The organism is uncultured Nocardioides sp. (genome assembly GCF_947489365.1).
Classification (GTDB): Bacteria; Actinomycetota; Actinomycetes; order Propionibacteriales; family Nocardioidaceae; genus Nocardioides.
On sequence record NZ_CANLDB010000005.1, the window covers coordinates 334,233 to 356,131 of the forward strand.

The window sequence follows — 21,899 nt, forward strand, 5'->3', positions numbered from 1 at the left end:
CGGCTCGGTCGCCTGAACGTGATGTCGGCCGCGTTGATCCGCCCGAGTCCCCCTGTCCTCTCTTGGCGGCGGCTGTAGTGCACGCAGTCCACGTGCTCAGTCCAGGCCGTGCACCAGCCTCGCGGCCGCGTGGACTCTCGTCGCGGCGTGACGCAGCGCTCTGTAGTGCGTCCATGCCTCAGGGCTTGCGTCGGACAGCACGAGCGTTGAGTGGCCGATGAGCCTTGAACTCCCCAAGCAGGCGACATCCAGGGCCAAACCCAGCATCTCGGCGCTCAGGCGGTTTGCACTCCAGTGCCCCGCGGAGCAGCGGAGCGTGTGTAGGGAGCCGAGTGTGGTGCTGTGAACGACCTGACTGAGCATTGAGTACGCGACGGCGAGCCAGCCGGGCTCCGGAGAGGTGGCTCCCATCTGCAGTAGCAGCTTGCTGATTGACGGTATCGGGGTTCTCCCGGGTGCGATGTCGTCGTGCTGAGCCTTCACGACGACATTGTCCGGGAGGCTCAGCAGGCCTTCAGCAACGGCGCGAGGCACGCCGCCTCCGGTCAGGGCGCCAAGGGTCTCGCGCCGCCGTGCCCTAAATTCGTCGAAGAACTGTCGTGCCCTACTTTTGAAGGTGTCCTCGTCCGGGTCAGCGAAACGCCATGTCAGGCGCGCACTTTCTTCCAACAGCATCCTTGCCGCAAAGGCGCTCATCACCTCGGCGCCCGGTTGGTCATAAGTAACCATCACGGTCTCGAGGTTGGAGTGCGCCCCTCCGTATGCGAGCACCTCATGCAGCGTCGGGCTGCACTTAGCCCATGGATCGACGGGCATACTTCGCGCGAGGACGTAATAGTCTTCGGCGGCTGCAACGACTTGCGCGAGCAGACGGTCACCCACCTGCTCCGGCAGCAGCGCCTCTGCCGAGATGAAGGCCGCCGGCTCCGGCCCTGGCTCGCTTCGTCCCCGACCGCTGTTGCCCCTCCTGCCCCTGCTGTCGGCGACCTGCGGTCGCGGCGCGTGAATTCCGTGGACGGCGACTGCGGCCTCGGCAAGGTCCTCGGTCAGGTGTGAGGCGTGGTCAACGAAGCCCCGTTGGTCGACCTCGTCTGGCCAGACGTTTGCCGCTGGCCCCGTAGCTGAACCCAGGAGGGTCGCCGTCACGCCAACCGCGGCGGCGTGCAGAAACAGGGCCTCGTGATCAGAGCGCAGGTCCATGCCCACAGCTCCGTCCACCGTCAGGCTGCTCTGCAGTCCGAGGTAGTTCCCGTGTCCGGCGAAAGCGAGGATTCTGGCCACACCCCGCAGACCGGGGATGTCGAGCAGCCTCGATGCAAGCCGGTCTCTACCCCCGGTCGCGTCGTCACCCCCGGTCGCGTCGTCGACGGTATGACTTGCAGCTCTGGTCGGCCGACTCAACAGGTCGTCCAACAACTCTTTCTCAGACGGGAGGCCTGGGGCCTCGAGCACGGATCGCGAAAGGTCAGCCAGTCCTGCAACTGCTGGGACAGGCATCAACCATCGCAGCAGATTCGCGCACTCGGACTCGGTCGTCTTCAAGGAAACGACCAGGCGGTTGCGCTCTGACACCAGATCGCGTGACAGCGATCGGCGTCGTGAGTCCGGGTCCTCGCTGATCCAGCGCCAACGCAGACCGTCCATCAGAAGACTTCGGGCCAAAGAGCCCATGACGGTGCCCCCGAACCCGCTCCCGATCAGGGAGGTCGCGCAGGCGTAGCGCTGTCGGGCAGACATGAAGGCGAGACCAGCGAGAAAGTCGTCAGGAGGTCCATCGACGTCGTACGTGATGGGGAGGGCATCGAGGTGGAGGCGCAAAGCCATTGCCGCGTCGCGCATGCGGGTGACGGCCGGGCTCTGCTCACGACCGTCGGGGCGTACGTGGTCCTGACCTGTCACGCGGCAAGGATGCCGGATCGTCCAGCCCGCGTGGTCGAGGTCTCCAGGCCCGTGGGCGAGCACTCGTCGTCAGCTCACTCATGCTGGCTCACTCCTGCTGGCTCACCTGTGCCGGCTCGCCCGTCGTCAGTCGCAGGTCCGGCGACCATCGGCGGGCGCCCGCCACAGTGACGGTCATGTCTCCCCCCTCGCGGCGCAGCGAGGCGCAATGACGAACCACTCCCTGCCCTACGCTGACCCCGTGACCGCACCTGTCGAGCGGGCCGCCCTCGTCGCCCTTCTCCGATCTCTCCCTCGCGGCGGCCGATGGAGCGATGTCACCGAGTCATTGCTCAAGCACGGAAGCGCTGAGATCGCGTGGGAGACCGGCCTCAAGGGCTCCGACGGTGACGACGGTGACGACGGGGCGCTTTTCGGAGCCGAGCAGCTTCCTGAGGCCCGTGACGACCTCAACGCGCTCTACCGCGAGGCCCTGCGCGACGTCTCCGCCTGGGACGCTGCCGGTCTTCGCATGGTCACCATCCTCGATCATGAGTATCCGGCACGGCTGCGCGAGATCCACCAGGCGCCGCCCTTCCTGTTCGCCATAGGAACGATCCGGGCTGAGGACCCCGCGATCGCCGTGGTCGGATCCCGCAAGGCGAGTCCGACCGGGGTCCGGGCAGCCACCTCGATTGCGACCGAGCTCATCCAGGCCGGTGTCACTGTGCTGTCTGGACTCGCCGATGGCATCGACGCCGCTGCGCACCAAGCTGCGTTAGCTGCCGGTGGCCGTACGGTGGCTCTAATCGGGACCGGCATAACGAGGTACTACCCCGCTAAGAACCGTGCCCTGCAAGACACGATCGCCGACCGCGGTCTCATCCTTAGCCAGTTCTGGCCCGACGGGCCCCCACAACGTCACAACTTCCTGATGCGCAACGCTGTGATGTCCGGATACGGCCACGCAACGGTCGTTGTCGAGGCCGGCGAAAACAGCGGTGCCCGCGCCCAGGCCCGCATGGCCGTCGAGCACGGTCGTCCGGTCGTCCTAACGAAGGATGTCGTCGACAAGAACGAGTGGGCTCAACGACTGGTTGATCGGCCCGGTGTGTACCGAGCATCGAACACGGCGGAAGTGATGGGCCATGTCCATCGCTTCCTGCGCCGCGACGACTCGGTCGAGGACGTCTTGGCTGGCTTGCGGGGCGGCGGTTTGTGACCCGCGCCGAACGCATTGCGCGAGCGAAGCAGGCGCTGGTCAGCACCGCAGGAGGCTTCCTTCGAAATCCGGGGCAGCCCAGTATGGGCACCTGCGATCGCTGTCTCACCCCAACGCGTCGCACCCCGATGTGTGCCGACTGCGTGAGCGACTCAGCGGTCTTCGGTGCCCAGGACCTCACCGGCTTCATGACGTACGCCGGGTATCTCGACCCGATACACCAGGCGGGTCACGTGATGCGCGGGTACAAGCACTCGCGGCCAGCGCCCTCACACCGGCAGACCGTCGAGCTCCTTGCAGGACTTGCCCTACGGGCCCATATCGGATGCCCCGGCAGCTTGCTTGGCGTGCACGTGACGCGGTGGGCAACAGTGCCGTCACTTCCCCCGAAGCCCCATCGTGCCGTGCACCCACTCAATGACATCGTGCGTCGACTTGCACGTTTCAACGACAACGAGGTGCCGCTGACCGCTGCGGCGGGGGTCATCAACCCACGCGCCATCAGCCCTGCCCACTACGAAGCCGACCCGACACGAGCCCACGGCCACCACGTGCTGATCATCGACGACACCTGGACCGGTGGTGGACACGTCACCTCGGCGGCGATGGCGGTGCGTGCCGCCGGAGCCACCCACGTCTCCGTGCTCGCGCTAGCGCGCTGGCTCAGTAATGGCTGGGAGGCCACAACGCCGAAGTGGGCATCCGACCATCTCAAAGCACCTGACTTTGACCCCGACATATGCCCATGGACGCGAGGCGTCTGCCCCTGAAGACGCTCGGGACGCCCGGCCGCCGGCCACCGCCACACGGACACGGATTCCCCGTTGGCGATCGCCAGTCACGAGTTGATCCGTCCCTCCCGTCAGCTGGGGAGACTGGCATGCCCGCGAGGACGTACCGAGACTGCTCCACCAAGGCACGACCGGAGGATGCCGCGCCGGGACGAATGCGGCCGCGGGCGCAGTGGCGCTGGCTCCTGGCCATATGAGCAGCTGGTCAACGGAACTCTGGGCGCGGGGTCCGGTTGGGTTTCCCGCCCTTTCGTTCCGGCGATGACACCGTCACACGTCTGGATCGCGCATCCGGACCGCGCGGCCGGTTTGGCTCCCGGCTGGACCAGCGGCGCGGACGCTGTCGGCGGACGGCCCTACCGTCGAAGAGACACGGGAGGAGGTGAACAATGGCCAAGAACACCGGCAAGGGCTCGCGACGCGGCGCCGTCAAGAACCGGAGCGAGTTCCGGCACCCGAATGGGACGCACGTGAAGCGAGACACCACCACGGGCAGGATCCTGAACGTCAGCGACAAGCCGCACAAGGGCGTTCGCGACGAGAAGTAGCCGAGCGGCAGCTCGCCGCCTGTTCGGCGAGCTGCCAGCCCGCGGTGAGGTGCTGCGCGACGTCTCGACTCCCGGCAGAGTGGCGAGGGGCCGACAGCCACGGGTCGTGTCCCCCCATGGGGTCGCGACCGTCTACCGGATTGACGACGGGTTCCGCCCAGCGCGCGCGATCAGTCGGCTGGGTCGGCTGGGTCGGCTGGGTCGCTGGGTCGGGACCGTTGCGGGCTGCCTCACCGCTCACCCACTCGATGGGGCAATCAGAGTGCCTGGTCGCACCTCCTTCCTAGTGTGAACTCCCGGACGAGTCCGATGACGGGGTTAATGCTGGGGTTAACCACGAGGTTGATGATGAGGTTGCGAGGCTTCTGCGCGGCGAGTTCCGCAACCAGACGGTCTTCGACGGCCCCGCCGGGAGACAGGTCGCTGACCGTGCCGTCGACGCCGGGTGCTTAGCCCTGAGACGTCGCCGTCTGTGGTGGGCTGTTGCGTTGTCACTAGTGGCACTGCTAGCGCTCGTGGTCGGCGCGCTCGCGACGTGAGACACGAGGCTTCGCTGGCCCGGTGTCGAGTCCGCCGTTAACCGACAGTCCTGGCGGTCCCCCGACTAGAAGACGAGCCCATCCGGAGGTGACTCCTCACCACGTCCACTGGCTCCCGATCAGGGTCGTACGGGACAGTCGACACGTGCCGGTCATCGCCAACGATGACGAACGGGTGGTGGCGCCACTCGTTGGCGTGCATACGAATCGAGTTGCTGGCGGGGATGAAGATCCAGGCGTTGGCGTGGCGTTCCGACCGATAGGAGTGCGCTACAGGGTCTGCTTGCGCGCCGTTGTTCCACCATCCTTCGAGCGGAATCCCCACCCACCTCTGGGCGACCTCGCCGCGGGCCAGCTCGAGCGCCTCGGTTGCGGACATCTCATCCCGGCCTGCCGCTGCAAGCAGATCATCGCGGGTGGTGTTGGTCGTCATGCTCATCCCCTTCTCGCGGTCCTCGGGCGGGACACCGGCCCGTAGAGTCCGCGGCGTGAGCGGCTAGCGTCAACGGGTCGTCCGTCGGGCGCCGAAGGTCGACGCGCCAGGCCGGGTTGTCGCGTCGTCAGGTCCCTGGACCCGCAAGCGACCAGCTTCTTCTTCGGGCACAACTCGGTCTGACCCCATGTCGGGTTGCTCTCGGGCTCATCGCCGAGCACGACGGGCTCAGGGCTCACCAGGGCTCGCCAGGGCTCGCCAGCCGCCTGGGCAGGCTCACGCGCACAAGACGCAGTCGGCGAGGTCCCACCAGTCTCGGGAAGCCTCGTCGAAGATGTCAGCTGTACTGCCGTAGGCGGTGCGCAGGTTGAGCTGACGGCCGAGGGTCAGGACCGTGACGTGTTGTGCGCCGGCCCTCTTGAGTGCCATCGAGGCGCTGGCAGCTGACGACCCGGAAGTCCAAGTGTCGTCGACGAGCAACACTGAGGATCCCTCGACTGCGAACGGTTCGACGAGGTAGGCCGCCGGCTTCAGCTCGCGGCGGGCGGGCCTTGAGCACTCGGCGTTACGACGAAGACATTGGAAGCCCCACGTCCAGACGTCCAGGACCTCGTCGCCTTCAACCACCCCGGTGAGCAGGTTCGAAAGAGGGTCGAATGTGCGCGCGGTGTTAGCGGGCATTGTCACGGCCACGTCGATCCGCCCCTGCGGGGTCTGCGCGTCGATACAGGGCCCATGAGCGCTGATGAACTCGTACAAGAGCGCGCCGAGGGGCCATCGCAGCCAGCGGTAGCCAGGAAAGTCTTTGTAGCGATGCAGCAGGGACTCCAGGCCAGCGTCGATGCTGTACGTGATAGGCACCACGGCATCGACCGCACCGCCGTATTGGCGACAGTTGAGACAGCGGGGCCAGGTGCGGGGTCCTCCATCGACGTAACCCGAGGAGCCCAAACAGTCGACGCAGGCACGGTCCGAACGTGGCGCGACGGGCAGGAGCAGACCTTCCTGACTCTCCATCCATCTCAGCCAGTCACCCGTCGTGTGCACCCCGCGGAAGAACTCTGGCCGCGCGAACTCGCGGTAGCCCATGACACCCCTCCCGCGTCTGCAAGCTTGATGAGGTCCACGAGATCACAGATAGACGACATCTACCGCGACCTGCGGGCCGACCCTCGTCACCGTCGGTTGGCGCCGCTACCCGACCCAGCTGCGGCGTACCCCTCCTGCCAACACACCGGTTGTTTGTCCGACTGAGCGGGTCGGCGTCCCTGCCGTGGAGAAATTGAGCCCCACTGAGGTCTCTGGCTGCGGATCCAGGGCCGCAGAAAGACGCGGCTGTTCGTCGCCTGGGTGCGTCAGGCAACGCCTCCCCGTCGAGGACAGTATCGTCGTACCGACAGGTGTCCAGACCCAAGGCGGCCCCCCAGCAACCGGAGGAGTAGCCGCACGCACGCGTTGTCGTATCCAGGATCAGCGGAAACGGCGGTGGTCCTGGTGACACCGACGAGACGGGCTCGCATCTTTGATCGTGGCCCCTCGAGTCAAGCGAGACCGACGGCCTCACGCAGAGGCAGAAGCGTGACCTCCGACCGCGCGTCCGAGTCCAGGCCCGGGACGTGTCCGGCATGCCGGTGCGCGTGATCGATGGGCAGTCCCCGACCCGCTGAGTCGGCAGGATTACCAGGATCCCTGGATGGGTGGAGCGCTCTATCAGCACCCGTCTTGCAACCCTCCTGGCAACACAAGCCCGTACAGCTTCTGCTCGACCGCGTTCGGAGTCCCCATGCCCAGAGGGGGCGGGCGCTTGCTGAGTGCAGAACACTGCGACGACAACGGCAACACTGCGTGGAATGACGGCGCGGGCGATCCGCTCACGAGCGGTGGTGACAATGTCGACCGCAAGCCCACGAACGACACGCTACTGATCGACCCCTCGGCGACACTCGATAGCACCTGGACCTCTTCGAGGTGCGTCCTGACGGGCGGAGCCGTGAGGGTCGTCGGTGCCTGGCGCAACTGGTTCACCCGTTTGGTCTGGGCGCTGACATCCTCGATCGTGCCTTCGCTGAGCCCAACGATGATCACCCCGCCCTCGGCATTCGCGAAGGCAGTAGCGGCCTAAGCGAAGCGGCGCGGGGTGACCTTGATGGATTTGCGTTCGAACCACTGATCCTCCCGAAAATTGGAGGGCCGGAGGGCGCTCGGAGGTCGGACGGTTCAGACAGTTGTCGACCAGGTTCGACGTGAAGCTACTCGAACATTTTTAGTGTTCGAGAGAGCGAGGGTGAGTCGGCGGCGCGCTCCCTGGACTCGGCCAGAGGCATGAACCCGGTCGCGGGGCTCGGGATCGAACGAGTCGGACCACCGGAAGTCGCGATCTGCCTCAGGCCGGCTCCGGGTGGTAGATCACTGCGGTCACCGCCAGCAACCGTTCCCACAGCTCTTGATGAGCTCGAGCGAACGGTCGAGGTCCGCGCCCGGTGACCTGAGCCGGTTCCGACAGCAGGCCACCGGAGAGCAGTCGCATCATGACGGGCCTGACGACCGAGTCTGATCGCCCGGTCGCAGCTGCCACCTGCCGAGTGGTCACCGTATGAGGCGTCACGCTCAGGATGCGGTCTGCGGAAACCAGTACTTCCGCAAGGGCGGCATTGTTGAACAGGGCGAGGGACACGACTTCCGGGTCGAGATGGTGTCCGCGCATCCAGCTAGTATTGCGTAACGCGAATCGCGTCACGCAATACAGAGATGAAGGATCGCCATGAGCCCATCCCCCGCAGGTTCCTCGCTGAACGAGGGAACGCTGGCAGCCGGAGTGCTGCGCGCACAGGCAGCCATCCGCGACACTCGCACTGCCGACGGGCTCGCTCGTGCTTCGCGATCGGTCTGCGACGCCGCCGCGGCGGTGGGCTGCCCCAATGTCTTCGCGGCCTCTCACGAGGCGCGCGGCGTGGTGGCTGTGGCCGTCGCCTTGGGGGACGGCGACCTGCGTGAGGTGACGGTGGAGGACATTCGCGCGGGAGTGACCGACAAGGTGATGGTCGTGGAGTCGGTCGCCGTCACTGGCCAGCACGTCCGCTCGGCCGCGACGCGACTACGAGCCGCGGGGGCATCGTGGGTCGGTGGAGTTGTTGTCGCTGCCGTCGGGGACCCTCTCGATCAAACGAGACTTGGCCTGGACGAGCTGGCGAGCTGAGGTCCAGGTGCCGCCGAAGGTCACTTCGGCACCCGGATCACAGCGTGCAGGCCACCAGTGCGGCAGTAGCGGCCTCGGCCCACTCACCCGGTTGGAGGTCTACCCCAGCTTGCTTGAACTCAGTGGCAGTCATGGACAGCCTGGCCTGCAGCTTGTTGATGTCGCCAACGAGAACAAGCGGCGTCGAGGCCCTCATGACGTGGAGTGCGACGCCCTCGGCTCGTAGGCGGTGCTTCAGAGCAGCGTCCAGACCACGTTTCGCGAAAAAGCTGGCCTCTCTCACCACAGCGGCGCGTACGGGCTGAGCCTTCATCTGCGCAGCAACGGCCTGCGCGAGATCGTTCAGTTGCTCCTCCGGCTCAGCGCCTACCGTCGAGGCGTGCTCGAAGAGCCTGACTACGGTCCTCTTTCCCTCCACGTCGGCTCCCTCCGACACCCCCTCGTCCAGGACGACCCCACGCAGATGGGGACCTCCCTGATTGATACGGAGTGCAGTTCCGACGACCAGAGCCATGACTGAGACCGTAGTGTTGTCAAGTGGTTGATGTGGGGACCTCGTGGACGAAGGGCGAGCTGTTCGCCGGCCGCTACGAGCTGGGCGACGAGCCGCTGGGGCGCGGCGAGTTCGGAGAGGTGTGGCCCGCCTACGACCGCAAGCGCCGCCACCACGTCGCACTGAAGTTGCTTCGCACGGATGACGAGGTGGCACAGCGCCTGTCCAGGAACCACGAACTCGCCGACAGTTACGACCCGGTCGCGGACTCGGCGTGGCAGGAGGCATCGCTGCTGACGTCGCTCGAGAGCCCCAACATCCTGCGCGTGAACAACGCTGATATGGCCGTCGACGTCCCGTTCATTGACTCGGTCCTCGCCGCCGGCGGAACCGCTCGAGACGAGATGCGGCCCCACGGAGTGACGCCGAGCAGGGCGGTCCACCTGCTGCGTGGGACCCTACGGGCACTGCAGCTGTGCCACGACCATGGGCTGCTCCACCGAGATGTCAAGCCGTCGAATGTTTTCATCACCAGCACCGGCGACGCGCAGCTCGGTGACTTCGGCTGCGCCGGCAGAATGAACGAAGACGGTACGGCGAAGCCCATCGGTGACCCGTCGGTGCGTCCGCCCGACGTGCTGAAAGGTGCACGCGCATCAGTTGCGGCCGATGTCTATGGCGCCGGGGTGACCCTGTACGCGTTGCTCGCAGGCGAGGAGCCGTTCCCGCGACGCTCGGACGAGGACTTCAAGGCGCTGCGAGCCCGCGTCGCGGCTGGAATGCCGGACATCCGCGACGTCGCGCCGCACGTCAGTCTGGCTCTAGCGAAAGTGGTCCGGCGAGCGACAGCCCCCAAGGCCGCCGACCGGTACGCCACGGCCGCTGACTTCGACGCCGCTCTGGCCGGGCTGGCACGACCGAAAGCGGACATGAGCCGACTCTCCGCCGACGACTCCGGGCCAATGCACGCCGCCCATCAGCGGTGCTGGCGGGTGGTACGACGCAGCGATCTGGCGACCGGCTACGTGTGTCAGCGGCCGTCGGGCAGGAAGTTCGACATCGACGTGACCCGGTACAAGGGGCAGGCACACAGGGAACTGACCCGCACGTCGTTGCCCGCCGGCGCGGTCGTCGTGCATCTGCGACGTGTCTTCGACCGTCTTCGGTAACTCGCCGTGACGAGCTCGCCGCGACCACTCACCGACCTGGACTGGCTGACCGAGCTCGTCAGTCCGGTCCGCGGCTCATCTCTTCCCTTGCTTAGGGCCCAACGTTGGCTCATGCCCACCCGCCAGCCGCAGGTCGAACGCGCTGGAACGGCCCGGCTCGTCCTTCGTGACCCCCGGGACGCCGCTGCGGAGTTCCCACAGTGCTGGGACGACGCTCACTCATGTAGCCGGCCGGCCCCAGGTTGGCTGACACGGCTGATTCGCCGCCGTTTGGCGCGGGAGCCGCCCGCATGAAGCGGTTGGCGCAATGAGTCCCCTGGTCCGCCGGAGCGCCGCACGTCGTCGCCCCGGCCCGAGGTCCCGATGACTGCGACTGGGCCAAACCCCTGGAGGATGACCCGGTCGGTGAGCCGTTCGGCAACCCGGGGCCGGGCCCCACTGGCGGCGCCTTGTCGCCGCGGCGCACCCCGCGGCCAGCTACGCGTCGGGTGGGAGCGGACCGGGGTGCTGATGTCGTTCGAGGCCTGGCCGGCGCCGGTGTGACACCCGCCAGTCGCTTCTCCGAACCCCTCTCGCACCGCCCGAGATGAAATAGCACGGCCCTTGACCGCCTTGACCAGCTCAGTAGCGTGGAGATATATGTCTTGACCGCTTAGCTGTCGTCAAGGATCCGTTGGGGAGGTGCTGATGGTGGCGTCTCGAGACAAGCCGGTGGCGTTCAAGCTCACTGGCGCGGCATCCACCAGACGTCCAAGCTCAGGTAGGTACGTCTCCACGAGGCGATCAAGAAGCAAAGTGGTCGGAAAGTCGGGTCAATCCAGCCAGACGACGGCGCGCCCCTCAGGTGGTCGGCGACGGATCGCCGGGACCAGCCAGCAGGACCGCGACAAGGAGCCGGGGTCGCCGTCAGAGCCGTCGGGCGGGTCCCCGCGGGAGGTCGGGCCCCGTGTCGGGTCGTCACTGGAACAGGTCTCGGAGTGGACCGATCTGGTGTCGCGCAATCTGTCTGACGAGTTCGTACGCCAGTTCCAGCTGCAGCTCCCGCGTCAGCTCACAGCCCAGCTTCGCGACGTCATGCCTGACTTGGTCCGCAGCGCCGCGCTCAGACGGGTCGCGGAGTCGTTGACCGTGAAGATGACCGCGGCGCTATCGGATGCGTCCGACTTGCGGCGTTTCATCGCTGCAGCGGCTGGCAGCCAGGCGTCGCTGCTCGTATCTCGTGCTGTCCACGATCTGGACCTGCTCCCCACGTTGGCGCACCCAGTGGCTTCAGGGGGGCACGACCTCGCGGACTCCAGGGAGCGCGAAGAAGAGCATTCCGGAGGTATTGAGGGTGCCGAACGTCTCGAAGATGTCGTGATTGCTCTGCCGGAGGTGTACGCGGAGTGGGTCCTCTCCGACCTGCGCGCAACCCTCATAACCCGTTTTAGCGATTTGTCCAGCGCAGGGGTCACACTGCCGGCACCAACCGAGATGGCAGACCTGCTCAGCGCCGCGCTCCCGGTTCCGACGGCCGAGCTCGACCCGCACTTCGCCGACCTCGCTCCGTTCTACAACTCCGACGGGGCCAGCCGACAGCTCGGGAATATCACCAAGCAGGCCGTGGACAGCCGCCGCCGCAGCGGAACCATCCTCGCGATGCAGACCGGTGACGGCACCTGGCTGTACCCCGCGTGGCAGTTCACCGGTAACGGCAAAATTCACGCCGCCCTAGTCCCGGCGCTTCGATCCCTGCGTGGGATGGACCGCTGGCAGGCCGGAGTGTGGCTGGTCTCCGCTCATCCCGACCTCGACGGCCTCTCCCCGCGGCAGGCGCTGAGTGATGGGGCCGACCCCGAGCAGATCGCCGCGCTCGCGACCGCGGACCGTGCGGCGTCCGCGGCGTAACGGCACCCACCGGTGCCGCCAGTCGGTGCAGCGGTGAGTAGCACCGGTCGCACGGAGCCAGCGCGCGGGGAGGTCCACCACGACCCGCCGCCCACGGACCCTTCCGACCTGTCGCGCTTCCCGGCACTCGAGGTCCGGAACAGATGGTTTCGAGCTCACGTGGAGTACAGCACCACTGGCGACCGGGGTTGCTGGTGGTTCTCCTCGGCAGGAACTCCGGCGGCGAAGTCAGGTCGCTTCGATCTGCCCCTTCCCCGCGGGACCTGCTACCTCTCGATCGACGAGGAGGGTGCCGCTCGCGAACGGGTCGGCACACAGATCGTCAAGAGGGCGGGCCGCGAGAGTGTCCTGGCATCCGTGCTCACTGCAGACCCCGGCCGAAGGGTCATCGTCTCGGCAGTCCAGGTTCCCCGGACACGAACCGCCAACGTCTCGGTCAGGCCAGCCCAGCGGTGGGTGAACCGGTCCTTGTGGTCGGGAACCGGGATCTACGCCATCACCCAGGCCTGGGCTGCGAAGTTCGACGAAGCCGGGTTCGGCGGCGTCAGATACCCGCCGCGGTTCACGCTGGGACCTGGCGCGATGGCGTTGGCGCTGTTCGGTCCAGCGAAGCAACCCATCCCTTCCTGGTCGATCGATTCGTCTCGCACCTTGGAGCAGGTTCTGACTGACACCGGTGTACGGATCGTGAGCCCGCCGAGATCGGCACCGGACGTGTTGGCTTCCGACACCGCCCCACCGCCGTTGTGACGACCGTTGCGACGGAGATGCGCGGTCGCATCGGGGTGGTGGCAGTCGACCCCCCGGGGGGCGGCGGCGAGTGGCCGTTCGGGGCGTCGACGGCCAAATCGTCCAGCGGGGTTCGCCGCGTCGAGCCCGGCCCCGGCTCAGGTCCCAGGGCCTGTCAGTCGATCCCGAAGCTGACGTCAGAACCCACGGCCGAAACGTCCGCGTCGACTGCAGCGAGCCCCGCCACCACCACCAGCCCAGCGAGCAGTACGAAAGGTAGGGCGTCCCGTTCAGGACCCCTACCTATCAAATCCATCCTGTGCCGGGGCGCACTTTGGGCCATCAATGAGCGACTGACGGGCACCACCCATGGTCGACGGCGATCAGGCGTAAAGAATTCTCACCCGCTCGATCGCCCCCTCAGCCGTCTCAAGCTTGATGGCACTGCCCAGGTCCTCCTCATCGCTGAGGAACTTGATGACGACCAGACCGCGCCGGCACGCCTCGCCAATCGAGATGCCATGCCGCTCCGCGACCGCTTCTGCGTTGGCGAGCGCCTCGCCGGTCAGCGTTACCTGGTAACGACGAGGGGTTGAGGTCACGGGGCGTGCTCCTGGGGTTCGGTTCGTTCGGTGGGCGGGCTCGGACTCGGTCGATGAAGCCGGAGATATCTGCCGAGCAACCGCTCCAGGCGGCGACATGCAGCAAGTTTGCTGCATCAGCATGCGGTATGCGAAGACCAAACCGCCAACTTCCCGCAAATTGCTGACTACCAACGCCCGATGTGCAGTTTCTTAACGGTTTTGGCCTGCGATTGGGGGTGGAGTACCAGCGCCTCGCTGACATACGCTACGCAGAAGTGACGTGCCTAACACCCTGGAGGCGGCGTGACAACCAACGAGTACGACGGCACACCTGCGCCGGACGGTACGCCAGCAGCGGCCAACCCGAACGCCCCGCGAGCGACCACCCAGCCGGCCCCGCCACCCGAGGTCATCGACAGCGGCGCACCTGTTCCTGACGGTCCGCGAGATGCGGCCGACCCGCCACCCGCCCTTCCGGCACGACTGCCACCGATCCAGCAGCCTGAAGTCATCGACACCGGCCAGTGGGAGGTCAGGCACGACCGGGAGAGGGTGCAGGACCGTCTGGCGATGTGGTTGGTCGTCGGGGTCGTCATTGTGTCGATCACGTGCGCCCTCGGTGCCGCTTTCGGAGATCTCTCCGGCGAGGCGGCCATCCTGGTCCCGCTCCTGAGCGGTCTCTTCGTCGCGCTCAGGCTCGTGATCGTGAAGATCTTCGGACCGAACCGGTAGGGGGTGCTGGTAGATGGTGAGCGAACTTGACCAAGTTCTACGCCGCTGCGACTACGAGACCTTGGAGCTGCTCGCGGCGTTCTCCAGGACGCCGACGTTCTCCGAGGCCAGCAGCACGGTGACCGTGACGGAGCGGACCGCGAAGACGAAGCTGCTCGAGCTGAGCCGCGTCTTCGAGACAGGACGGCACACACCTCTGCTGAAGCCACTCAACGGTCGCCGGTGGGAACTAACGCCAGCTGGCCAAGAGCTCGCCCGACAGGCGGCCGAGTTGAACGCCGCTCTACGCAGCGCGGTCGAGTCGGTCGAGGGCGGGCACAAGGTGAGGGTCGTGACCACCTCGAACTGCTGTCGGGCCCTGGTAGGGCTCATGAGTGATTTAGAGGATGAAACCGACTTCACTATCAGCCCGTGGTTGCTGCGGACAATGGACGTGGACTTCAGCCACCCAGACTTCAGTGACGTCGAGTTCGGCTTCTTCTCGCAACTCATGCCTGCGGACAAGGCGACTCCCACGGACAAGGTGATCGAACTACCCGACCAGTCACAAATGATCGTGATCAAGCGCGAGCCGATTCAACTCCTCGCCCCGGCCAATGTGCCGCTGCCGAAGAGGCCGGTCAGCGTCCGAGAGATTCTGCAGAACGACCTGACGATGTGCGTTCCGAGTGGCGGTGTCGCATGGGACTACATGCAAAAGGGGTGGCCAGGCTGGGAGCGGATCCGATATAGGCAGCATTTCCACATCACGGACTTGGACGCTGGTCTTGAAGTGCTCCGCACCGGGTTGGCGGGCCGTCGCGCAGCGATGATCGTCCACGGTCTAGGCAGGATCGATGAGACAAAGTCCCGTCTGGCGAGACTGGATGACAATTACGTGTTGAAAGATGTGGGGCTCGTCGACAATGACCGTCAATTCGTCGCGGTCACCGGAATTTTTCGCGCCGACCGAGCAGACCGGCGGCCGCAACGTGTCGCGATCGCAGAAAGGATCTGGGAGGCCGCCAAGTGCCGGTGGCTCTCAGGCGACGGCCTCGCAACAGCAGACCAGGTTCCAGCGGAGCGAGATCAGGACGAAGTAATTCGTGTCGTGGGGGGCAAATCATGATCGCTTACCGTGAGTTCGACAAGATTGTTGTGAAGGTCAGCGGGGAATCGCTCGGCTCGCTGGACCCCGCTCTGTTTCGCGACGTCGTCAAGCCTTTGGCCGAAGTTCACTCCCTCGGCGTCAAGCTCGGCGTGGTGGTCGGTGGAGGCAATCTCCTTCGTGGTAATCAGGCTCACCTATGGGGCGTCCCGCGAGATACGCTCGACATCGCGGGCATGCTCGCCACGGGCGTCAACGCGTCCTTACTCGTCGGAGTACTTCAAAGCTTCGACATCCCGGCGCAGCTTTTCTCCCGAGGACCGTGCTCGTCATCTGGGACCCCCTACGAGCCCACTGAGGTGGCCGCGAGCTTCGAGGCTGGCAACGCGTGCGTCATTGCCGGAGGGCTCGGTGTACCTGGGATATCCACCGACGTGGCGGCTGTGTCTCTCGCCAGCGACGTCGGGGCCGAGGCGCTCTTCATGTCGAAGTTCGGCGTCGACGGCGTCTATGACCGCGACCCACGACTCCACCCGAACGCGCATTTCCTCCCGGAGTTGAGCGCCTCCTATGCGCTAGGCGAGAACTTGGCGATCATGGATCGGGAGGCACTGAAATTGGCGCGCGCTCATGGAATCTGCATCCGGGTTGTGCCTGCTTCCGACACTCGCGCAATACCCAACGCCATCTGCACCCCCGGCGGGGTTGGCAGTGTCGTCTGGCCTCGGTGACATCTCGCGCGGCAGCCGAGCGGAGACCCCGACCGCAGAGCCGACGATGCTCTGGACCTCAACCGTCCGTCTCCAGAACAGGCCCCGCCCCCGGCGAGGAAGCCGTCCTGAGCTACTCCGCGTTCACCGAGGTCGCACAGCTGTGATCGGAGAGTGTGAGGCACCCTCCGCCGCCCGCTCGATAGCCAACGAGATAGGCGTCGAATAGCGGCGTCGAGCCTGCAACTTCGCGACTCGTCTACGCCAGGACCGTGGCCAAGCCCTGGAGACCCACTGTCGCCCGGCCTGCGTCACCGGCGGTCGTGATCGATAGGCCGTCCCCGGGCTGACCTCCGCCTCGTCTCAGAACCGGCGCTCGTCGTGAGTCTGCCGCCCGCCTCACGTGAGCGCGGCGGTCCCGTCACGGACCTCGAGGCCCGTGGCCCACGAGCAGCGCCGCGATGGGCAACCCGATCGTGCCTGAACGGGACATCGAGACACGAGATGGAATCTGAAACCACGACCCTCAGAACTTCCACCGGTCGTGCTAATACCGCTTCTCTGTGAATGGCTCGACAGTCGCGATCCGGCCCAGATCGAGCCCCTACGATCTGCGTGTCCGAGACCGTGTCGAGATGGCGAAACCTCCAACACGATTGTCCGAGAGCCCCTCGGGTGTCCTGATGATCGTGGATCCCTACGAACGTCTCGTGTCATCGCCCTGGGCCCACGTCACCGACTGGGTGGTCATCGGTGACTGCCTCCGGCCCCGACCCGGGAGGCCCAGCCACGTCGAGAACTCACATCTCAGAACCCATGACCGGAAAGCAACTTCTTTGCAGGAGGCGCTTTCGCATGCGCCTCATACGACCGTTTCGCTCGCCGAGCCGGGGAGATTGATGCTCAATCACCAGGTGAGGGAAACAATTCGGCTTCTTGCGCTGCGTGAGTTTTCTGGTGGCATCCTCAATTGCGTCATCGCAGGCACCAGTCTGAATTTGTCAGATATCCTCGATCGAGCTGTCCTCGAACTAGTGGTTCGCATGCTGTCCGACATTCCGACAGAACCATGACGACTGGACCTTGGCAGACTATTTTGAACTGGGCGCCAAAGTGTTGCGTCCAGAGCGCATTCGATATGCGGGAGATATCGGGATTTCTTGATAGTTGCCTATCCTGATATCTCGCTATCAGGGGGGGCATCTGCACCCACGGGCAGCCGTCCTTCGCGATCCCGAAAATGGCAGCGGCGTCGCGGGGTTTCTTCAACAACACCGTGATGCGCGAAAAGTTGGCGGAAGGCATCTCGGGGCCCTTCACAAACCGCCACCCGTACGGCGCGGACGGTTCGCGTGATGAGCTTGCGGCCAATAACTGTTTCCAAAACGCCCGGGCAGGGCGAGTCCGAAACTTTCGCTGCTAAGGCAGGCATTCTCTTGCCATGAATTTCGAACCGAGGGGACGCGGTGGACGTCCGAGCAAGGGTGACCGAATACTGCTAGCCACCCGAGTACCACCTGCTCTTGCGGCACGCGTGGATATTGAAGCGCTTTCCCTGTTCATGACTCGTAGCGAGTACCTCGCCCTCCATCTGGACGCCACGCACGCGTCCGTGGACCTCGACGTCGCCTCCACCCTGTCCACGTCGGGCCCTGAGACGGTGCCCGGTGGCGGGTCGGTCACGCCCTCGCGAGTCTCACCGCGGTGGACGAGCCGCATTCCGGTCGCCGTCAACGACGTCACAGAGGTAGCGCAGCGTCTCGACGCCGCAGCTCGGCAGGTTGGACTGAGCGGTACCGACTTCGGCGCAGTGCTCGGCGTCTCCGCGGCCCGCTTCCGCGGATTCCTCGATGGAGGCCTGGAGACGCCCGCGCACCTTCTCCTACGCGCGGAGCGTGTCTCCGCCGGACTCAGGAGGGCGAAGGACTCGGGGCGCGTCACGGCCTTGGACGTCTGCGACTTCGTCGGCCCGTCGATACGCCACCGCGCTGTGGGCGCGGCAGTCAACTTCTGCGCCGTCGGCTTGACGGACCTGTTGCAGTGTCAGGAGCAGGACCCGACCGCCCTGCCCGCCTGGGAAGCCATCCCATCGCCCACCGGTTTCCTGGAATGGGATGTTCTGATCGCGACGATGGTGGGTCAGGTGTTCCGGTTCCAGCATCGAGACCCCCCGGAATGGGCGGTTCGCCGCGCGCGTCGGCTCAAGACGCCACGAGTCATCCTGACCGACGGCTACACCCCTGACGACGTCAAGAGACTCACCCCGCGCTGGCTCAGCGCCTACGGTGTCTTCGTCTCCAGCGACAGTCTCGGCATGTTGTCGAGAGATGCTCTCGACCTACCCGCCGGACCATGACCGGCACCCGACCACCGACGCCCGCGAGCGGGCGTTCCTCAGGGAGGGCAGAGCCGGTGCGAATCAGAGAGCGGGCGCGCCGCGCCCCGTCACCCGTAGCCAATTGTCGAAGTCCGGTGGCGCGGTCGCGCGGCCGCCCGTGCCCCACTGCACGATTGCTTGATGCACGAGGCCGAGATAGTCCTCAACGAAGGCACGCCACAGCGCATCCGGCTCAGGTAGCTCAACGGTGCCCATGTCCGGGCGGACCGACACCAAGGCAAGTCCACCGAACACCTCACCTGCCGCGCTAGTCACGCTGCGGCCAACGTGACGCCAAGGACGGGGTAGCAGGTGGGTTTGGCGCCGCGATTCCCTCGACCATGTCGCGATCGCTGAGACCACCTCGGCCTGGTCCAGATCCACCCAGCCGAACCGCTTCACCAGGTCGTGCAACACCTCCAGCACGTCAGTCAGCTTCGAGGCGGCCTCTCTGCGGGCGGCCCGGGCTTCCGCCGCCTTCGCGGCTCGGACAGAAAGGCAGTAACCGACCGAGGCCACCATCGAGCCTGACAGCAGGAGGGGCAACAACGTCGTCACGGCATCCACGCCCTCGATCGTGCCGACGACCACCGACATTGAGCTTGGCCCGTCAGGCGGCCTCGCGAACGTGAGGCTGCCGCGGTCGTTCCTGAGCGCGACGCGTGACGTCCGATCAGGTTCTGCCTCGTGCTCTCCTACCCCCTGTGGACAGCAATCGTCAGGCACATGCGCTCAGGGTCCCGCTCGAAACAACCGGCTAGGACGCCGGCGGCGGCGAGGTGCCGCTCTGGCGGGATCGCCCAACTCATCCATCTTCTGCGCCTGGCAGGGCCCGCGCCGCACAACCGTGAGGCCCAGGTCCTGTCGGACTCTGGTCACCGCTCAAACTCCGCTCGGAGGATGTGCGCGTAGTCGCGCAGACTCCGTTCGTCATGCCCGAGGTTTACCCATTCCAGCGGGCTCAGGCCGTCCAACTCGGGGGCCGGGGTCTTCGCCACTATCGCCGTCGTCCAGGGGTCGCGGTAGCTCAGCAACGTCATGAACGCCGCCAGGGCGGGTTTGACCCGAACGGTCGCGTCGTGGCGCTCGAACTGGAAGACGGGGTAGCGGATCGTCAAGGCGTCGGCGGCGGTGAGACCCAGCAGTTGCCCGGCATTGCACATCTCTCGCAGTTCACGATCGTTTAGTTCGAGCGTCGAGCGGACCTTCTTCTCGCTCCACATAGGTGCGACAAGGTCTACTAGTTCGACGCGTCCCCCTGGGTGACGGCGAGCGTCATCTCGTTCGCCCATCGCACCCTCCTGGTCGTCTTCGCTGTCGCGCAGGGCCGCTCGGCCACATCGCTCCTGGGGACGCTAGCGCCGCGTCGGCGACCTTCGAGAAACAGCAACGACCCTGGTGACCGTCCTGGCGCACTCCGACGATTATTGGCTCCGGCGGCATCTACCGGTCGGGGCGTGCGCCTGGGGCCGAGGCGTCTGTCCGGTCCAGGACTCGGACTTCAGGTCTAGGCCGTCGAGGTCACCGGGTCCGGCACCGCGACGGGCTCATCGCGGGAGCCGCCAGCCTGCTCGACAAGCAGAGCGAGCGGCTCGACCCCCATCTGGGATGCTATGCGCTCAACGGACCGCAGCGACAGGTTGCGCTCTCCTCGTTCCACGCCGCCGATGTAGGTCCGGTGATAGCCGAGCGACAGCGCCAAGGCCTCCTGCGACAGGCCCCGCTCGACCCGAACGCGGCGAACGTTGCGGCCCAGCACCCGCTGCAATTCGCCTTCGACCACACGGACCAGCGTCGAACCGCGCTACTGATTGATCTACAGACTTATAAGTAGCGGGAGCTTGGCTCAGCGCCGGCCGACCCCGCGGAGCGGTCCGCTCGACTCGGAGGTTCGGCAAAACCCGACATGTCGGGCACACGGCTTCCTGGCGAGGCACGCCGAGCTTGTCGACACGACCACCGCGGCGACCTCCAGCCCGCACATGGTTCGCGACCTGCGGGTGGACCAGCCAGGTGGAAGCGCCGCTCGCTTCCTCCAGGCTCCGGGGTGGTCGCTGGCTCAACTGCGCGAGGGCAGGTCAACCGGTCGTGGTCGCCCATAGGGGCGTGCGGCGCGACCGAAAGACGGGCGTGCCCGGTTCGCCGCCGGCCAGCCGCCGCTACGCGGTGGGCCACTTTCACTGAGGCCGAGTGGCACAGTCGGCGAGTATCGCTCCGCGCGGTTGCAGGGTTTCGCGCCGTCTGTGCCAGTTCCGGGGAAAACTGGCGGAAAACTGGCACGGGGTGTTTCCGCAGGTCAGAGGGGGTTTCAAGTAGTAGTAGAGAGGAGAGACCAGTTCTTAGGAGAGAGATAGATACGTAACAGGAGACACCCCTCTCTTCTTCACCCCAGATCCTTCAACTACACCCTCTCCTTCCTTATATGGGTCCTATGTAGAGAACTGGACGTGGCACGGACCTCACTCAGAGGCCTTCAAACCGCCTCTGACCTGCGGAAACGCGCGGCCAGTTTCGTCACCGGGGATGGCGCCAGACGCCGGAAACGGCACACGACGCAACCAGGGCCCACCCCGCAGCCGCCGTTCGGGCGCGAATCGTGCCGCGCGGGAAGCCCGCACCAGTACCCCGCTATGGCGCGCCGTCGCGCAGAGGCTGACGGGGGCAGTGCGAGCGAGACGTGCGGATCCCGTGGCTCGAAGCTCAACGGTCGTCACCCACCGACGAGCGATCCGTCTACGCACGGGTCCTCGGACCCGTCCAACCCGGCGTCCTTCCGCGTGCCGGTGCGTCGCCGCGAGTCTCGCTGGGCCCCGGCACCACGATGCGGGGCCGTCGCGTCGCGGTCTCGCGCCAGCCGGCGAGGCTGACCGGCCTACCGGCGGTACCTTCGGTAGGTGGACCCGCCTCGGACCGACGCTCGCGGGCGTCGTCGGGCACCGCGATGCGCCCGCTTCTGGTCACCTTAGCGACGGCCCGGGTCGCCGCTGGTCGGGCGATCCCGCGGCCCGGTGGCCAACCACTTGATGCGCGAAAGACCATCTCAGACGGTCGGAGAGTCCAATGAGGCGAAAGACATCTAGAAGCCGAGACCCCGCCGGTTCTCACCGCCGCGAGACGCTCACCTTCGAAGGCGGGTCGGCAGTGCTCGACGGGAGACACGTATACGAGCACCTGCACCTGAGCGACGAACAGCACCAGGAGATGGTGCGGGCGATGCTCGCGCAGAGCCCCGCTCTGACCCAGGCCCGCGACGAGACGAGCGCACGAATCCGGGCAGCCTGCGCGAGCGCGGATGGCCTGTCCTTCCTGGCGTTCATGAGCGTGATGTATCTCAACAAAGACGCCGACACCTACCGCGAAGGCGAGGACGATAGGTCGCCGGCGCACGTCGAATGGCTCGGTCTGCAGTGCTTGCCTTACGCGCATCGTCGTGAAACCACCGAGCAGACCACCGAGCAGACCACCGAGCAGACCACCGAGCAGACCACCGAGCAGACCACCGAGCAGACCACCGAGCAGACCAC

22 protein-coding genes and 1 pseudogene are annotated in these 21,899 nt (G+C 66.1%); 13 read left to right on the forward strand and 10 right to left on the reverse strand.

The features are described from left to right. Positions 1-96: 96 nt before the first annotated feature. On the reverse strand, positions 97-1,899 hold the full coding sequence (locus Q0858_RS15875) for a hypothetical protein (RefSeq protein WP_299056411.1): 1,803 nt from the start codon (positions 1,897-1,899) through the stop codon (positions 97-99). Positions 1,900-2,140: 241 nt separating this feature from the next. On the opposite strand from Q0858_RS15875, the gene Q0858_RS15880 reads away from it, so the two are divergent. From Q0858_RS15880 to Q0858_RS15890, 3 genes are all read left to right on the forward strand, one after another. Beyond that, positions 2,141-3,100 carry a DNA-processing protein DprA gene (locus Q0858_RS15880; protein ID WP_299056413.1) on the forward strand — a complete coding sequence of 320 codons (960 nt, stop codon included), beginning with the start codon at positions 2,141-2,143 and terminating at the stop codon, positions 3,098-3,100. Positions 3,101-3,504: 404 nt separating this feature from the next. Next, the gene (locus tag Q0858_RS15885) at positions 3,505-3,870 is read left to right on the forward strand and encodes a hypothetical protein (protein WP_299056415.1); all 366 of its coding nucleotides are present in this window, start codon (positions 3,505-3,507) and stop codon (positions 3,868-3,870) included. 410 nt (positions 3,871-4,280) lie between these two features. Then, positions 4,281-4,439 carry a hypothetical protein gene (locus tag Q0858_RS15890; RefSeq protein ID WP_299056417.1) on the forward strand — a complete coding sequence of 53 codons (159 nt, stop codon included), beginning with the start codon at positions 4,281-4,283 and terminating at the stop codon, positions 4,437-4,439. Between the two features lie 576 nt (positions 4,440-5,015). On the opposite strand, the gene Q0858_RS15895 is transcribed toward Q0858_RS15890, so the two are convergent. The 4 genes and pseudogenes from Q0858_RS15895 to Q0858_RS15905 form a co-directional block, all read right to left on the reverse strand. Next, a complete protein-coding gene (locus Q0858_RS15895) occupies positions 5,016-5,411 on the reverse strand; it encodes a hypothetical protein (protein ID WP_299056419.1) in 396 nt (131 codons plus the stop codon). A 276-nt stretch (positions 5,412-5,687) separates the two neighbouring features. After that, entirely contained in the window at positions 5,688-6,272 is a 585-nt protein-coding gene (locus tag Q0858_RS15900) for a hypothetical protein (protein ID WP_299056421.1), read from the reverse strand. Between the two features lie 849 nt (positions 6,273-7,121). Further along, positions 7,122-7,514, reverse strand: a pseudogene (locus tag Q0858_RS21540) (hypothetical protein); the annotation flags it as partial. A 280-nt stretch (positions 7,515-7,794) separates the two neighbouring features. Beyond that, complete coding sequence (locus Q0858_RS15905; protein WP_299056423.1) at positions 7,795-8,115, reverse strand: hypothetical protein; 321 nt, start codon at positions 8,113-8,115, stop codon at positions 7,795-7,797. A gap of 57 nt (positions 8,116-8,172) precedes the next feature. On the opposite strand from Q0858_RS15905, the gene Q0858_RS15910 reads away from it, so the two are divergent. Beyond that, positions 8,173-8,607: a hypothetical protein gene (locus Q0858_RS15910; protein WP_299056425.1), complete on the forward strand. Its 435-nt coding sequence runs from the start codon at positions 8,173-8,175 to the stop codon at positions 8,605-8,607. A 37-nt stretch (positions 8,608-8,644) separates the two neighbouring features. Here the strand turns inward: Q0858_RS15910 and Q0858_RS15915 are convergent, their stop codons facing one another. Continuing rightward, positions 8,645-9,121, reverse strand: a complete 477-nt coding sequence (locus tag Q0858_RS15915) for a hypothetical protein (protein ID WP_299056428.1) — start codon at positions 9,119-9,121, stop codon at positions 8,645-8,647. A gap of 23 nt (positions 9,122-9,144) precedes the next feature. Here Q0858_RS15915 and Q0858_RS15920 point away from each other — a divergent pair, with 23 nt between their 5' ends. The 3 genes from Q0858_RS15920 to Q0858_RS15930 all read left to right on the forward strand — a co-directional run bounded on the left by Q0858_RS15920 (position 9,145) and on the right by Q0858_RS15930 (position 12,906). Then, complete coding sequence (locus Q0858_RS15920) at positions 9,145-10,269, forward strand: serine/threonine-protein kinase (RefSeq protein ID WP_299056431.1); 1,125 nt, start codon at positions 9,145-9,147, stop codon at positions 10,267-10,269. 990 nt (positions 10,270-11,259) lie between these two features. After that, a complete protein-coding gene (locus Q0858_RS15925) occupies positions 11,260-12,156 on the forward strand; it encodes a hypothetical protein (protein ID WP_299056433.1) in 897 nt (298 codons plus the stop codon). Between the two features lie 159 nt (positions 12,157-12,315). Next, positions 12,316-12,906 (forward strand): RES family NAD+ phosphorylase, encoded by a 591-nt coding sequence (locus Q0858_RS15930; protein ID WP_299056436.1) that lies wholly within the window; start codon positions 12,316-12,318, stop codon positions 12,904-12,906. A 362-nt stretch (positions 12,907-13,268) separates the two neighbouring features. Here the strand turns inward: Q0858_RS15930 and Q0858_RS15935 are convergent, their stop codons facing one another. Beyond that, entirely contained in the window at positions 13,269-13,487 is a 219-nt protein-coding gene (locus Q0858_RS15935) for a hypothetical protein (RefSeq protein WP_299056438.1), read from the reverse strand. Positions 13,488-13,772: 285 nt separating this feature from the next. On the opposite strand from Q0858_RS15935, the gene Q0858_RS15940 reads away from it, so the two are divergent. The 5 genes from Q0858_RS15940 to Q0858_RS15960 all read left to right on the forward strand — a co-directional run bounded on the left by Q0858_RS15940 (position 13,773) and on the right by Q0858_RS15960 (position 18,354). After that, the gene (locus tag Q0858_RS15940) at positions 13,773-14,201 is read left to right on the forward strand and encodes a hypothetical protein (RefSeq protein ID WP_299056441.1); all 429 of its coding nucleotides are present in this window, start codon (positions 13,773-13,775) and stop codon (positions 14,199-14,201) included. 16 nt (positions 14,202-14,217) lie between these two features. Next, positions 14,218-15,309 (forward strand): hypothetical protein, encoded by a 1,092-nt coding sequence (locus Q0858_RS15945; RefSeq protein ID WP_299056444.1) that lies wholly within the window; start codon positions 14,218-14,220, stop codon positions 15,307-15,309. Beyond that, positions 15,306-16,019 carry a hypothetical protein gene (locus Q0858_RS15950; RefSeq protein ID WP_299056446.1) on the forward strand — a complete coding sequence of 238 codons (714 nt, stop codon included), beginning with the start codon at positions 15,306-15,308 and terminating at the stop codon, positions 16,017-16,019. Before Q0858_RS15945 ends, Q0858_RS15950 begins: the two co-directional genes overlap by 4 nt. A gap of 662 nt (positions 16,020-16,681) precedes the next feature. Beyond that, positions 16,682-17,071 carry a hypothetical protein gene (locus Q0858_RS15955; RefSeq protein ID WP_299056448.1) on the forward strand — a complete coding sequence of 130 codons (390 nt, stop codon included), beginning with the start codon at positions 16,682-16,684 and terminating at the stop codon, positions 17,069-17,071. Positions 17,072-17,610: 539 nt separating this feature from the next. Beyond that, positions 17,611-18,354 carry a hypothetical protein gene (locus Q0858_RS15960; protein WP_299056450.1) on the forward strand — a complete coding sequence of 248 codons (744 nt, stop codon included), beginning with the start codon at positions 17,611-17,613 and terminating at the stop codon, positions 18,352-18,354. A 63-nt stretch (positions 18,355-18,417) separates the two neighbouring features. On the opposite strand, the gene Q0858_RS15965 is transcribed toward Q0858_RS15960, so the two are convergent. The 3 genes from Q0858_RS15965 to Q0858_RS15975 all read right to left on the reverse strand — a co-directional run bounded on the left by Q0858_RS15965 (position 18,418) and on the right by Q0858_RS15975 (position 20,158). Beyond that, positions 18,418-18,966 (reverse strand): hypothetical protein, encoded by a 549-nt coding sequence (locus Q0858_RS15965; protein WP_299056452.1) that lies wholly within the window; start codon positions 18,964-18,966, stop codon positions 18,418-18,420. A 284-nt stretch (positions 18,967-19,250) separates the two neighbouring features. After that, positions 19,251-19,598, reverse strand: coding sequence for a hypothetical protein (locus tag Q0858_RS15970; protein ID WP_299056455.1), 348 nt, complete (start codon positions 19,596-19,598; stop codon positions 19,251-19,253). Positions 19,599-19,882: 284 nt separating this feature from the next. Next, a complete protein-coding gene (locus tag Q0858_RS15975; RefSeq protein WP_299056457.1) occupies positions 19,883-20,158 on the reverse strand; it encodes a helix-turn-helix transcriptional regulator in 276 nt (91 codons plus the stop codon). A gap of 1,277 nt (positions 20,159-21,435) precedes the next feature. On the opposite strand from Q0858_RS15975, the gene Q0858_RS15980 reads away from it, so the two are divergent. Beyond that, a partial coding sequence (locus Q0858_RS15980; RefSeq protein ID WP_299056460.1) for a hypothetical protein occupies positions 21,436-21,899 on the forward strand: 464 nt, incomplete at its 3' end.